General features: G+C 60.5%; 10 protein-coding genes. 6 read left to right on the top strand and 4 right to left on the bottom strand.

Annotation, left to right across the window (positions count from 1 at the left end; all coding sequences use genetic code 11):
- Positions 1-408: 408 nt before the first annotated feature.
- From B5F35_RS16020 to B5F35_RS16010, 3 genes are read right to left on the bottom strand one after another with little or no spacing between them, the layout of a single operon-like run.
- Positions 409-1,752, bottom strand: a complete 1,344-nt coding sequence (locus B5F35_RS16020; protein WP_087242575.1) for an ABC transporter permease — start codon at positions 1,750-1,752, stop codon at positions 409-411.
- Between the two features lie 3 nt (positions 1,753-1,755).
- Entirely contained in the window at positions 1,756-4,053 is a 2,298-nt protein-coding gene (locus B5F35_RS16015; RefSeq protein ID WP_140401260.1) for a COG1361 S-layer family protein, read from the bottom strand.
- Entirely contained in the window at positions 4,050-4,769 is a 720-nt protein-coding gene (locus B5F35_RS16010; RefSeq protein ID WP_087242573.1) for an ABC transporter ATP-binding protein, read from the bottom strand. The genes B5F35_RS16015 and B5F35_RS16010 overlap by 4 nt, the downstream gene beginning before the upstream one ends.
- 469 nt (positions 4,770-5,238) lie before the next feature.
- Between B5F35_RS16010 and B5F35_RS16005 the strand changes: the two genes are divergently transcribed.
- From B5F35_RS16005 to B5F35_RS15980, 6 genes are all read left to right on the top strand, one after another.
- Entirely contained in the window at positions 5,239-6,594 is a 1,356-nt protein-coding gene (locus B5F35_RS16005) for a YcxB family protein (RefSeq protein WP_087242572.1), read from the top strand.
- Between the two features lie 100 nt (positions 6,595-6,694).
- Positions 6,695-7,378 carry a FadR/GntR family transcriptional regulator gene (locus B5F35_RS16000; protein WP_087242571.1) on the top strand — a complete coding sequence of 228 codons (684 nt, stop codon included), beginning with the start codon at positions 6,695-6,697 and terminating at the stop codon, positions 7,376-7,378.
- Between the two features lie 115 nt (positions 7,379-7,493).
- Positions 7,494-7,748: a Smr/MutS family protein gene (locus tag B5F35_RS15995; protein WP_087242570.1), complete on the top strand. Its 255-nt coding sequence runs from the start codon at positions 7,494-7,496 to the stop codon at positions 7,746-7,748.
- A gap of 52 nt (positions 7,749-7,800) precedes the next feature.
- Positions 7,801-8,460: an ABC transporter ATP-binding protein gene (locus tag B5F35_RS15990; protein ID WP_275532269.1), complete on the top strand. Its 660-nt coding sequence runs from the start codon at positions 7,801-7,803 to the stop codon at positions 8,458-8,460.
- A gap of 25 nt (positions 8,461-8,485) precedes the next feature.
- Positions 8,486-12,565 (top strand): FtsX-like permease family protein, encoded by a 4,080-nt coding sequence (locus tag B5F35_RS15985; RefSeq protein WP_087242568.1) that lies wholly within the window; start codon positions 8,486-8,488, stop codon positions 12,563-12,565.
- Between the two features lie 44 nt (positions 12,566-12,609).
- Positions 12,610-13,785: a hypothetical protein gene (locus B5F35_RS15980; RefSeq protein WP_087242567.1), complete on the top strand. Its 1,176-nt coding sequence runs from the start codon at positions 12,610-12,612 to the stop codon at positions 13,783-13,785.
- A 6-nt stretch (positions 13,786-13,791) separates the two neighbouring features.
- Here B5F35_RS15980 and B5F35_RS19475 read toward each other — a convergent pair.
- On the bottom strand, positions 13,792-14,728 hold a 937-nt coding region (locus tag B5F35_RS19475; RefSeq protein WP_140401259.1), incomplete at its 5' end, for a collagen-like domain-containing protein.

Genomic DNA, 14,728 nt, shown 5'->3' with positions numbered 1-14,728 from the left:
GGGGCACGGCCCTACGGAAGCTTGCAAATAGCACCCAACTGCTGAAGCGTAATTTTCCGGGCGAAGCCTGCAAAATTATGCTTCAGACCGCGAACTGGCGCTAGCCAGGGCGCGATGTTTCCGTGCGTCGGGGTACGGCTCTACGGGAGCTTGTGGTGGACGAAAAGCCTTTTGCGTTAACTAGCACTCCGCTGAAAATTGCAGCTAACCTGCTGATTCTCTCCGTGTGAACAACGCGGGCCGCAAAGCAAGACCCCCTTGCGACGTCAGATCGCAAGGGGGTCGATGTGTTTCTGTGTGGTTCGCCGCGGGACGCGGCGTGCGCGACTTGCGTGCAGGCTCAGCCTGCCGGCGTGCGCGACTTGCGTGCAGGCTCAGCCTGCCGGCGTGCGCGGCGTGCGTCCAGGCTCAGCCTGGGCGGATGGCTTCGAGGGCGGGGATTTTGACGGCTTTGTTGGCGGGATAGTAGCCGGAGCCGACGCCGATAAAGATGGAAAAGAGAATGGCGAAGGCATAGAGCCAGAGGGGGATGACCGAAACGCGGTTCACGCCCTCCCCGCCGACGATGGCCGGAAGCAGGTTCTCCATGGCGGGCGCGCCGAGGGAGAAAAAGTTGATGGCCGTCGAGGCCAGAAAGCTGACAAAGCATCCAATCAGCCCGCCGATCAGCCCGATCGCCCCGGCTTCGAGCAGAAACAGGGTGCGCACGTCTGTGACATAACAGCCGAGCGACTTCATGATTCCAATTTCGCGGGTGCGCTCGGAGATGGACATCATCATGGTGTTCGCGATACCAAGCGCCGCGACAAAGAGGGAAATCGCGCCGAGCCCGCCGAGCATCATCTGCTTCTGGCGCGCTTCCTCCTCCATGGGCTTTCGGATGCTCTCCATGGATTCCGTGGGGAATCCGAGGGTTTTGATGGTCTTTTCCACGGGTGCGACGGAGGCAAGGCCGTCTGTTTTCACCAGCACAGAGCCGTACTCCGGCTTTTTCGCGCCGCCGCCCTTTTTCACCTTGGCTGTGATGGCCTGGAGGTCGGACAGGCTCATAATCACGCCGTCGGATGTTTCATAGCCCTTGGAATTGTCCTCCTTGAGAACGCCCACAATTTTGTAGGAAAAGGGATAGGATTCTGTGTCTGTCTCGGCGGAGATGGTCAGATTCTGCGAAAGGGGCTTGAAATACGGGTCGGGGGCCTGCGGATAATTCCCGTTTTCGTCCGGCTCGCCGCTGTAGCGGTCAATGGTGTTGTAGCCGTCCGGCCGAAGCGTATCCTTGAAATTATAGGCGAAATACTGGCCCACAAGAACTTCCCCGCTTTTCTGCGGCAGACGGCCCTCCAGGAGCTGATACCCCATGGATTCCAGCTGTGTGAGATCGTAGGCGCAGATGGTGGACCAGTCGGCCTGAAAGCGGTTGTTCACACCGGTGAGCAGGCTGGTGGAAACGCCGTCAAGCGTCAGCTTCGGGGTGACGGCGCGCACACCGTCCAGCCTGCGGGCCTGCGTGAGAAAGGAGTCGTCCAGCTTCTGTTTGCCGCGCCCGCCCTGCGGCGGTGTCACCGTGATGATTGTGAGATCCCCGAGCTGGGAGAGGAGACGCTCCTGCGCCTCCTTCATCCCGATGCCGATGGACGCCATCACCACGATGGAGCAGCATCCGATGATGACGCCGAGCACCGTCAGGAACGTCCGCGATTTGCGCCGCAGAAGGTTCTGCCTGCACATGCGGAACAGGTCGTTTCGATTCACGCGTCACCACTCCCTTTCCGTGTCCTCCTGCGGATCTCCCCATTCGTCGGGATCCGCGCCGGTGTGGAAGGTTTCCTCAAGATCCTCGAGATCCTCAATTTTCTCGATTTCCTCCATCTCCTCCATCTCCTCGATCTCTTCAAAATCCTCCGTGTTCTCCGGTGCGTTTACAGCTTCGTTCCAGTTTGCCAGAGCTTCCTCGTCGTCCGGATCGTCCCAGCCGCTCCACGACGCGGCGGACTGCTGCTTTTTCTTTTTGCCGCGCAGGGCAAAGAGTACCCCGCCTCCCGCAAAGACCGCCGCCGCGCCTGTTCCGCCGAGCACGGGAGTCCAGGGGAAGGAGCTTCCCTCCCCATCCTCCGGCGGGAGATCGCCGTCCGGGATCGGGTCCATGGGCAATTCCTCCGCGAAGATTTCCACGGAAATTTCCTTTTCCTGTACCTTTTCATTGGAATCCTCATAGGTGATTTTCAGCACAAGCGGGATCGGTCCCGATTCCTCCGGCGTGAGCACAAAGCCGATGTTTCCGCCCGCGCCCGCCGCGATGTTGCCGATATACTGCGATTTCGTGGGCGTATCAATGTTTTCCGCCGTGACGGAGGCTTCCACGTTCGCGATCTCGCTCTTGCCCTTGTTCACATAGGGAATGGTGAGGACGGTTTCCTCGCCGACGTTGATGGATTCCGGGATCTGCGGGGAGCTGATCTCGAAGCGGTCGGGCTGCACGACGGGCATGGAAAGCTTGATATCCTCTCCGCCCGAGCCGCGCTTGGAGCCGTCGACATACTCATATTTGAACGAGAGCGCCACGCTCTGCGCTCCGCTTTTGGCGGCGGGCAGGGCTTGCAGCGGCAGGATCTGATCCTGTCCGGCTCCCGGTGCGAGAGAAGCAAAGAAAAAGCTGCTGGAACCGCCGGAAAGGGTGAAGTTTTCGCCGCCGTCCACCATCAGGAGGATGTTTTCGATCGGCAGGGTTCCTTTGTTCTCAAAGTGCAGCTTGAGCTCGAAATTACTGCCCGCGTCGACGCTCTCCCCGCCATAGGAGAAATCGCTCACCACGATATGCGGCACGGAGGCTTCCGCGCCCTCCCCGGAGGAGGAACCGGTCGGGTTTGCGGGGACGCTGAGACGATCCGAGGAGGAGCCCTGCGTCATGGTTCCGCCCGCGCTGTAGGTGAATTTCAGATCCGCCTGAATGGATTGATTCGCGGAGGTAATTTCCGGCAGCGCGCGGAGCGTAAGGGAGACGGAGGCTGTCTGGCCCGGATCCAGATCCGGCAGGAGCACGCTTCCCGCGTCGCTCTCAATGAGCAGCGCGTCCGAGGGGGTGAACGACGCCACAGGAGACAGAAGCTTCACGTCGCCCTTGTTGGAGAAGGTGACGGTCAGGGAAGCGGTTTCCCCGGCGGCGATCGGCTTTTTCAGCGTGGAGCGGGAAGCCAGTACCACGGGCGGGGCTTCCCCGCCGCGCGCGATGGTCAGGATGGGAAGCTTGTCGGAGGCGGTGGCCTGCGCTTCGGACACGTTGTTGAAGTAAGTGAATTTCAGGTCGGCCTGAAGCGACTGGGCAGGCGAGGATACGGAGTCCGAGGCCTTGAGCTTTACTTTGACGCTGCCGGTCTGCTTGCCCTTGATGGGATCGAGCAGGAAGGAGTAAGAGCCGCCGGAGATCGACAGGGATTCCGAGGGCGTGAAGGACGCGACGGGGGATTTGAGCTCGAGGTCGCTCAAATTACGGAAGGAGACGGTGAATTCCGCTTCCTGTCCCGGTTCCAGCGGCGTTTGCGGGCCGCTGCACGAGACGAGCACCTGCGGCTCCGGTGCGGGCTGGTCGGATTTTTCGTCCGTGCCGCCCGCCTCCGCGATCGTCAGCTCAATCAGCTGGGACACACCGGTGTCCTTGCGGGTGATCTGAAAGCGCAGGCTCTGCCCGGAGCCGGAATATTTCATGCGGGAAAAACGCACCTTGATCACCAGCGGGTCGGAGCCTTTCGACTCCTCCGAGACCTTGACCGTCCCTTCGGAGAAGCTGTCAATCAGTTTGCTGAAATCGTACTGATCCGCGGAAAATGTGTCCGCCGTAAGGGAAACGTTCTTCACGGTGACGGTGATATCCGCCGTGGAGCCGCGCCCCAGCCGCCCGGGCGTGGAGGAGCCCACGGAAAGGCGGTAGCCCACGGCGAAGAACGCGCCGTCCTCGGGCAGTTCGCCCTCGGCAAAGGCGGGAACCGCGAGAGTGAACAGAAGCAGAACGGCGCACAGAAGCGCCGCGGATCGTTTAAAGAAAGCGGAACGCATCATGATTTCCTCCTTTTCGTTTCGTCGCTGACAATCTCGCCGTCAATGAGCCGTACAATGCGGTCGGCATAGGCCGCCATTTCTGGGTCATGGGTGACGAGAAGAATCGTCTGATGGAATTTCCGGGAGAAGGAACAGATCATGTCCATGATCTCCACGGTGGTTTTGGAATCGAGGTTCCCGGTCGGCTCATCGGCAAACACCACGTCGGGCCGGGCAATGAAGGCGCGGGCGATTCCCGCACGCTGCTGCTGGCCGCCCGACATCTGGCCGGGAAAGTGATCGAGGCGGTGGGACAGCCCCACGCGGCACAAAAGCTCACGCGCCGCCTTTTCCCGCTGTGCGCGGGGGACACCCCGGAACATCAGCGGCATCGCCACGTTTTCCGTGGCTGTCAGGTTCGGCAGAAGGTTGTAGGACTGGAACACAAAGCCGAGATGGCGCTGCCGGAAGGCGGCCAGCTTGTTTTCATTCATCCGTGAAATGCACGCGCCCCCGATTTTCACCTCGCCGCGCGTCGGTTTTTCCATGCCCGCAAGCTGGTTGAGCAGCGTGCTTTTTCCCGATCCGGATGTGCCGAAGATACAGCAGATCTCCCCGCGCCGGATCCGCAGGTTGATTCGTTTGAGCGCCACCACTGTTTCGCCGCCGAGCGGGTATTCCTTGCGCACATCCCGCACCTCGATGATGGGCCTGTCGCGCAGGCACGTTTCTTCCATGTGGATCCCTCCTGTTCCCGGGGAGCTTCCCCTTTGTGTTGGCCTTATTCTACCTCCCCCCTCTTTTCTCATCCTTTACGAAACATTAAGGATTGTTAAGAAAAGAAAAATGCCGGGCTGCCAAAGGGCAAAACCTGAAGTTTTCGCTCAAGCCTTTTTCAAAAGGCTTGCAGGGGTGAAGGGGGCGGAGCCCCTTCAAAACTCCGTGCGAAGCCACAGAAAAGCCAGGAAAAACAGCGAAGCGATTTTTTCCGGATGGCCAGCACCGGTGTTACCAAACTCCGCCGTCGGCTGAAAATTCCAGCCAATCTGCCGCGCCTATCCATGAAAGCAACGCGGGCAACAAAACAAGCCCCTCTTGCGCGACTCGTGTCCAGATTCAATCTGGATCTTGGGGAGGAATTGTTGTATAATAGGGGGCAAACCGGAAAAGAGGCCGGGAAACCACCCCGTAGACGGAGGAACTGACATGAGCAAACGAATTCTATCCCTGTTGTGCGCTGTGATACTGGTGATCGGCTGCGCGGCGCCGTCCTTTGCCGCAGGCACAACGTATACCATCGACGAGATGAATCTGACGGTGGAGCTGCCTGACGATCTGTATGTATTTGAGCAGTCTGATTTCAACGTGCTGAACCCGCACCCGGATCTGGAAAAGGCGGGATTTACGGACGTGCAGGATCAGCTCAAGCTGATGCAGGATTACAACATTTACCTGACTGCTGTTTCCCAGGATCAGCAGCTGCAAATCAACCTGGCGAAAAAGGAATCCTCCACGACGCAGTCTGTCTTTGATCTCTCCACACTTACGGACGAGGAATTTGAACAGTTCCTCGATACGATGCGCGAGGAGGACGGGCAGCAGGACGAAACGCTCAAGGAATACACCGTTGAGAGATACAACGATCAGCCGGAGCGCCCCTTCTTTCAGATCCGCCTGAAGGTCGACAGTGAGGAAACGGGCGAGATGGAGGAGCTGTGCTATGTCACCGTCGTGAACGGCTTTTCCGTCACGGTGGACGGCGTGGCCAAGGGCTCGATGACGCAGGAGCAGGCGGATCTGCTCAAAACGATTGCGGACAGCGTGCACATCACCGAGGTGCAGGAAAAGCCGGAAATTAAGCTGGATGGAGAAGCGCTGATCTCGCTTTTGTTTCCCCTTCTGCTGATTGTCGTGCTGATTGTGGTGGGCATTGTGCTGCGCATCCGCCGCGGCCGCGCCCTGAAGGAGCGCCGCCGTCTGGCCGATATGCTGTCTGACTACCGCCGCACCCAGAAAAAGCTGGAAGAAGAGGCGGCCGCCGCCGGTACGCCGCTGGAGGAGCCGCAGGCCCTTCTGCGCAACACCACTGCCTACAACGAGGAAGTCGCGCACGCCTTTGTGCGGTTCCATTTCTCCCGCCGCCGTCTGGGCCTCATGATCGGATACGGCCTGTTTGCCCTGCTGATTCTGGCCGCTGTGTTCCTGGTTGACGCGGAATGGTACATGAAGCTGATCTTCTTTGCCGCCGCCGTGTTCCTGGTGGTCTGGATGTGCCTGATGCCCGGCAAGCTGTTCAACAACGTCATGGCGACGTTCAAGAAATCGCGCGTCAAGGAAAATGAGTATACCTTCCGCGAGGATGATTTCCGCATTGCCGGAATCCAGTCCGCGTCGGTGTACCCGTATTTCCAGATCACACGCGCCTATGAGACGGGCAAATATTTTTACCTGTACTTCGGAGAGGAGCAGGCGTATTACATCGCGAAGGACGGCTTCACCGTGGGAGACGCGGACGGCCTGCGCGAGCTTCTCAAGCGCAAGCTGGGAAAGAATTTCAAATAAGACGGTCTGAGAGGGGGATCGCCTGGGTGCGCGCGGCATCCCGGCGATCCCTTTTTTCATTTTGGAACAGGCCAAGCATCAGGAAGGAGAATGTGCGGGCATGGAGCAGAAGAAAAACAGCCTGGCGCAGAAAGCCGCCGAGGAGATTTTGTCCCTCATCACCATTGAGAAGGAGTTTGCGCCCGGCGATCGCCTGCCGGGGGAGATTGAGCTGGCCGCGCGGCTGGGCGTGAGCCGCACCACGCTGCGCGAGGGGATCCGCCTGCTCTCGTCGCGCCATGTGCTGGAGGTGCGGCGCGGGCTGGGCACATTTGTGGTGCAGCGCGGCGAGCATGAACGGCCGCTCGATCGCGGCGAGCTTCTGCGGGATCCCGTCGACCTGCGATCCGTGTACGAGCTGCGCCTGATGGTCGAGCCGCAGACGGCGTACTATGCCGCCCAGCGCGCCACGGACAGCGAGCTGTCCCGGATCCTCTTTTACGGCGAACGCGAGGAGGGCGAAATTGAGCGCGGCGCGGATCGCACGGAGTCGGAGCGCGCGTTTCACAAGGCGATTGCGATGGCCGCGCACAATGAATTTGTGGAACGGCTGCTGCCTGTCATCTATGAGGCGATCGATTCCGGTGTGCGCCTTTCCGGGGAATACGAGGGCGTGGTGCGCGATACCCGCACGGATCACCGGATGCTCATGAACGCGCTGGCCGCCCGGGACGCGCTGGCCGCCCGCGCCGCGATGGAGCTTCATATCCTGCACGCTATGCGCGGATTTGGCTTAAAATCATGAAAACGGCACAAAAAGTTCATGAATATTTCTTCCTTTTTTATGCGGTGGGAGTATAATAAACATAGTATGAAAACTTGGCGGACAGCGGAAACATGGAGGAAAGGGAGCGGACAGAATGGCCCAAAGGGGAGGAAAACCCCGCAGCATGGAGGTGGATATCCACGGCATGTCGCAGGAGCAGGCGAAAAAACGGCTGGAACAGCTTCTGACGCGGGCCGATCCCTCTCTGGAGGAGCTGGTGGTGATTCATGGGCACAACGGCGGCCACGCCCTGCGCGACATGGTGCGCCTGCGATTGCGCCACCGCCGGATTGCCTCGAAGCTGCTGTCGCTCAATCCCGGCGTGACGCGGATTATTCTGAAAAAGTGAGGCGAGGGCCGTGTCGTTTGTCGAATTTCGCAACGTCACAAAATTTTATCAGATGGGCGAGCAGAAGATCGCCGCGGCCGACGGCGTGGACTTCGTGATCGAAAAAGGCGAGTTCACCGTCATCGTGGGGCCGAGCGGCGCGGGCAAAACCACGGTGCTCAACATGCTCGGCGGCATGGACTCGTGCTCCGGCGGCGAAATCTGGCTTGACGGAAATCTTGTCAGCTCCTACACCCGCAAGCAGCTCACCGAATACCGGCGGTACGACGTCGGCTTTGTGTTCCAGTTTTATAATCTGGTGCAGAATCTCACAGCGCTCGAAAATGTGGAGCTGGCCTCCGAGATCTGCCGCGATCCCCTCGACGCGATGGAGGTTCTGCGGGAGGTGGGTCTGGAACACCGCGTCTCCAATTTCCCCGCCCAGCTTTCCGGCGGCGAGCAGCAGCGTGTGGCCATCGCCCGCGCGCTTGCCAAAAACCCCAAGCTGCTTTTGTGCGACGAGCCCACAGGTGCGCTTGACTACAAGACGGGCAAGGCGATCCTCTGTCTTTTGCAGGACACCTGCCGCAGCACGGGCCGCACGGTTGTGGTTATCACACACAATCTGGCGTTTACCGCTATCGCGGATCGCGTGATCCATATCCGCAACGGAAAGGTCGTAAAGATGGAAACGAACGACTCCCCCGTTTCGGCGGAAACCATTGAATGGTAACGGCTTTTTCTCAGGAGGGATCTCCATGCGTGTCAAGTCGTTTCACAAGGATATTCTGCGTGCCGTGACGCATTCCTGGAGCCGGTTCCTTGCGCTTTTGGTCATTGTGGCGCTGGGGGCGGGCTTCTATAGCGGTCTGCGCACCACGGCGCCGAATATGCGCGCCACAGCGGATGCCTATTTTGACGGCACCCGCTTTATGGATGTGCGCCTTGTGAGCACCTTTGGCTTTACGCAGGACGATGTGGCAGCCATCCGGGAGACGGAGGGCGTGGAAAGCGTCATGGAGGGCTACAGCACCGATCGGATTGTGCGCATGGGTGAAAAGGATGTGGTGACGCGGCTGCACGCTCTCCCCTCTGATTTCGCGGAAAACGGGGACGATTATCTCAACCATCCGACGCTTACCGAGGGCCGCATGCCGGAGAAGTCCGGCGAGTGTGTGGTGAGCGCGCCCCCGGTGGGTGATACGACCGGTCTTGCGATCGGGGATACCATCACGGTGGAGGACACCGACGGCACCCTCAGCGACACGCTGGCCCGCGACACCTTTACGGTGGTGGGCTTTGTGCAGTCCTCATCGTACCTTTCCGTCTCGCTGGGGACCAGCACGGTGGGAAGCGGTACGCTGGGGCGTTTTGTCTATCTTCTGGAGGACGACTTTTCCCAGGAGTACTATACCGATCTGTATCTGACCGTGGAAGGAGCCGCGGCGCTCAACACCTTCGACGGCTCGTATGAGGATCTGGTGCAGCCGGTGCTCGATACGCTCGAGGAGCTGGGAAAAACGCGATCGGAGATTCGCTATGAGGAGGTCCGCGCGGACGCCAAAGAAGCGCTTGACGACGCGCAGGCCACCTACGACGAGGAGAAGGCCAAGGCGGAGCAGGAACTGGCGGACGCGTATCAGGAATTGATCGACGGCGAACAGGAGCTGCTCGACGCGGAGCAGGAGCTGAAAGACGGCGAACAGGAGATCGCCGATGCAAAGCAGGAGGTGGCCGACGGCTGGGCGCAGCTGGAGGACGCCAAACAGGAGCTGGCCGACGCGCGGAAAACGCTTGAGGACGCGGAGCAGGAGCTTCTCGACGGACAGGCCGAATATGACGACGGTGCACAGCAGCTGGAGGAAGGCAAACAGGAGTACGAGGACGGCGTAAAGGCTCTGGAGGAAGCGAAGCGGGAGTGGACGGATGGCTGGTCCGATTATCTTCTTGGCAAAAACAAGTACGACCGCGGCGTTTCCGAGCTCGAGGCCGAGAAGGAGGAGGCCTATGCCCAGCTGGCCGACGCCAGACAGCAGATCCTTGACGCGCAGAAGCAGATTGAGAATGCCAGAAATCAGCTTGCCGGGCAGCGCGGTTCGTATGATATGGCGGTGGACGCTCTGGACGGCATCGAGCAGATCATCGCGGTGAAGGAGAGCATGGGAGGCGGCGAAGGAGACGCGCAGTCTGAGGACGAGCCGACGCAGGCGGCGCTTTCCGGCGGTGCGGAAGTGGCCGCGCGGTCCATCACGAGCGAAGCCGAAGCCGCCGCTTTTCTGGCAAGCCTGCAAACGATGAGCCAGAAGGAGCAGCTGGCGGCGATCACAGCGCTGTCCAGCGAGGAAAAGGCCGTGCTCAGCGCGTACATCAACGCACTGCTGCAAAACCCGGCGCTGCCGGACGATCAGCGCGCCACACTGGAAATGCTGGCGGGCCTGCTCGGGGGCGGATCGCCGGATCCCGGGGAGGATCCCGACGAGGGCACGAGCCTGACGGAGGACGAAATCCCGGCTTTTCTGGAAAAGCTTCAGGGGATGAACGAGAGCGAAGCCGCCGCGGCGCTCATGGCGCTCGATCTGGAGAGCCTTTATCTGCTGCGGGATTATGTGGAAAGCGCCATCTCGCAGTATGAGGACGCCAAAATGCAAATAGGCCAGGCCCAATGGGAACTGGCCCAGGGCAAGGCCGAATACACCGAGAAGAAAAAAGAGGCGGACGAAGCGTTTGCGGAGGCCGAAGCCGAGCTGGCGGACGCTAAGGCCCAGCTGGACGACGCGAAAGCCCAGCTGGACGAGGGCCGGAAGGAGATCGCGGATGGTGAGCAGGAGCTGCTGGACAGCAAGGCGCTGATCGAGGAAAACGAGCAGAAGCTGCTCGACGCACAGCAGGAGCTGGCGGATGGCTGGCAGGAATACGAGGACGGCAGGCAGGAGCTTTTGGACGGCGAGCGTGAGATTCAGGAAAATGAACAGAAGCTGCTCGACGCGGAGCGCGAGATCGAGGAAAACGAGCAGAAGCTGACAGACGGGCGCGCCGATCTGGAGGAAGGCAAAAAGGAACTTCAGGACGGCTGGCAGGAATATGAGGACGGCAGGCAGGAAGCCGAGGAAAAGCTGGCCGACGCCGCGCAGGAGATCGCGGACGGGCGCGAGGAGCTGGAAACGCTCGAGATGCCCGAGTGGTATGTGCTCGATCGCGGCATGAATATGGGCTATGCCAGCTTTGAAGGAGACTGCGATCGCATGGATTCCCTCTCCACCGTGTTCCCGTCGATGTTCTTCCTGGTGGCGGCTCTCGTTGCCCTCACGACCATGACGCGCATGGTGGACGAAGAACGCGGCGTGATCGGTACTTATAAGGCACTGGGCTACGGACGGCTGCGGATCGCTTCGAAGTATCTGATTTACGCGGCGGTTCCGAGCATTCTCGGCAGCATGGCCGGCACTTTCATCGGAAACCAGACGCTTCCGCGCATCTGCTGGAGCGCTTATCTGATGATGTACAACGGGCCGGATATGCTGGTGGTATACCAGCCGGTGTATGATCTGATCGGCTGTGCGGCCTCCGCCCTGTGCACGCTCGGTTCCACGGCGATCGCCTGCCGCTCCGAGCTCAAGGAGACGCCCGCCGCGCTGCTGCTTCCCAAATCGCCCAAGGCGGGCAAACGCATTTTTCTGGAGCACATCGGCTTTGTGTGGAAGCGGCTCAAATTCACCCAGAAGGTGACATGCCGCAACATTTTCCTGTATAAGCGCCGCCTGTTCATGACGATCGTGGGCATCGCGGGCGCAACGGCCCTGCTGCTGACGGGCTACGGGATCAAGGACTCCGTTTCCGGCATCATCGAAAAGCAGTATGGGGAGATTTACCGGTACGATACCATCATCAGCCTCAAGGAGAATACCGTGAGCGACGGCACACGGGCGCTGCTCGACAGCGATTCCTTTGACGGCTGGATGAGCGTGATGAAAAAATCCGTCAGCGTTGTGGCGGAGGACGAGAACTATTCCGGGTATGTGGTGGTGCCGGAAAACGCGGAGGAGCTGCCGCTTTACATCAATCTGCGCGACCGCCGCACCGGGCAGAGCGTCGCGTTTGAGGAAGGCTCCGTGCTCGTCACGGAGAAGCTGGCGGATCTGCTGGGCCTTTCCTCCGGCAGTACCATCACGATCGAAAACGAGGACGGCGAGCGGGTGGAGTTCACCGTCACGGGCGTGGTGGAAAACTATGTGCAGCACTATATATACATATCCCCGGAATTGTACAAAGCCGTGACGGGCGAAGACGTGAAGCCGACAGAGGTGAACGCTGTCTGCACAAAGACGGAGCAGGAGCAGCGGGATGCGATTGCCCTGGAGCTTCAGGAACAGGAGGGCGTTTCGACAGCCGGATTCACCGAGGACACGCGCAAATCCTTCGACGATCTGATTGAAAGCCTGAATTCCATCATCGTTGTGTTGATTTTGTGTGCCGGAGCGCTTGCTTTTGTGGTATTATATAATCTGACAAACATCAACGTGACGGAACGCCAGCGGGAGCTGGCGACGATCAAGGTGCTTGGCTTCCGCGACGGCGAGGTCGCGGGCTACATTTACCGCGAAACGTCGCTTCTGACGCTCCTGGGCTGCGGGATCGGGCTTGTGTTCGGCATCCTCATGCACTCCTTCGTCATTCAGACGATGGAGATTGACATGGTGATGTTCGGGCGGACCATCCAGCCCATGAGCTTCGTGTGGAGCGCCCTTCTGACGCTGCTGTTCGCCGTGATTGTCGATCTGGTAATGTACCCGAAGCTCAAGAGGATCGACATGGTGGAAAGCCTGAAATCCGTTGATTGAGAGAAAAACCGGCCCATGCGGGCCGGCCGGGGAGTGCGGAACGCTTGAAAATTGAGGACCTTCGCAATATCTACACCAGCAGCCGCGTTGAGCTGATTGAGCTGACGGGCGACGCCCTCTGCTACGCTGAGGAAAAGGAGGAAGAGGGGCACAACAGCCTGTTTCTTCTGGAATACAACCGGAATACGAAGCGCGAGCGGGTGATTACAAACTATATCCTCAACGATCCCGCGTTCCGCCGCCATTATTTCCCTTTCGCGGCGGATCTTCTCATGGTGCTCGAGGACGGCGGCAGCGAGGTATGGCTGCTTGTGCTGGACCGGGCCAGCGGCCGTGAGCGCTGCATGGTGCGCCTGGATCTGCTGGGCAGCTTCACGGGCTGTACAGCGCTGGACAGCGCCCATCTGCTTTTCTGGACGCGGGAGGATGAAAAAAACGCCGCCCTGTTTGACGATTACCGCAAGCTGACGGGGCTTGACTGTGTGTGCTGCCTGTACGATCTGGAGGAGGAGCGCTGCTGGTATGTGCGCGATCCGCGCCTGATCCATGCGGGGCCGGAGCAGCTGGTGCCCTGCCGGGTGACAGGATGCGATCGGCTTTTGATCCTCGAGCCGCACGGCGACGAGGCGGAAAAGGAAAAATGCTACCGCAACCTGCGCTGGCTGGGCGATGATGTAAACGATAATGTGTGGCTGTGTCCGCTGCTTGACGCGATTGTTTCCATCAAGGCGGGGGACCCGAAGCTGCCGATGGAGCTGGTGCTGAGCGTGGGAACGCGCGGCCTGCTCCGCTATGCCGGGGCCGACGCACAGGGACTGTATTTCCGCGCCAAGTATTTCCCGGACAACGACGAGCGCCTGGTGGTGCTGCACCGGGAGACGGGCGCGAAGGAGGCTCTCTGCTCCCTCTCCCACGGAGAAAACACGCGCCTGCTGTTCCTCTCCGGCGGCAGCGGTCCGTTCCGTGTTTACGCGGTGGAGGACAAGGGCGAGGAATTTGCGTGCGACGGCCTGTTTCACGCTTCCCTGCACACCGTTTTTTCCCGGGAACTGGGGGATCTCATCGCTGTGGTGGAGGATCGCTATCTGGTGGCGCGGTATCTTCTGGCGGATGAAACGGATTCCTTTGAGTTTCACACCGTGCTGGACGCGAAAACGGGAAGCCAGCAGAGCTATGAATGCCGCTGCACCGTGCAGGGGCGCACGGTTGTGCTGTACTGACGCGCCCTATTCCTCGCGGTTAAGCCGGAGGAACGTGATGGTAACCTCCCCGTCGCGGGCGGTGGAGGATCCGGTGTAGGTCAGGGAAAAGGATGTGGCGGATGGCACGAATATCATAAACGTGGCAGAACCGCAGGCGCTGGATCCGTTTGCGCTTGTGGCAAAGTAGACGCCGAATTCCAGATGTGAGGTGCCGTTGTATGACGGCGTCATTTGCAGGTAGCTGGGAGATGTGAAGATACAGGAGACGCTGTAAGTAATGAGATAATATCCCGGCTCCAGCAGAATCTGCTGAAGATTGTCGGATGGTTTGATGTTGCCGGTGGGATCGGTGATGTCCGGAAACAGAATCACCTGTGTGCCCTGTGTAAACGGCGTCTGATACACCGCGAACGAAGCAAAGACATCATCGGGAGCTGCTCCGGTTGCTCCTGTTGCGCCGCGTGCGCCCGGCAGTCCCGGCACTCCCCGCGGTCCGGTTGCTCCGGTGGGGCCGGAAGCCCCTGTGGCTCCGGTTGGCCCGGTTGCTCCCGTTGCGCCGCGTGCGCCGGGAAGCCCTGCGGCTCCCTGTGGGCCTGTCGGGCCGGTCGCCCCTGTCGCGCCGGTTGCGCCGGTGGCTCCGGTCGCTCCCCGTATGCCGGGAAGCCCGGCGACGCCCTGCGGCCCGGCGGGACCGGTTGCCCCTGTCGCGCCGGTTGCGCCGGTGGCTCCGGTCGCTCCCCGCGCGCCGGGAACTCCGGCGGCTCCCTGCGGCCCGGTGGGGCCTGCTGCTCCCTGTGCGCCGGGAAGCCCTGCGGCTCCCTGTGGGCCTGTCGGGCCGGTCGCCCCCTGTGCGCCGGGAAGCCCGGCGACGCCCTGCGGCCCGGCGGGACCGGTTGCCCCTGTCGCGCCGGTTGCGCCGGTGGCTCCGGTCGCTCCCCGCGCGCCGGGAACTCCGGCGGCT

Source organism: Anaeromassilibacillus sp. An200 (genome assembly GCF_002160025.1).
GTDB classification, from domain to species: Bacteria; Bacillota; Clostridia; order Oscillospirales; family Acutalibacteraceae; genus Caccousia; species Caccousia stercoris.
The sequence above is the reverse complement of the archived record's forward strand: the minus strand, read 5'-3'. Positions and strand labels throughout refer to the sequence as shown.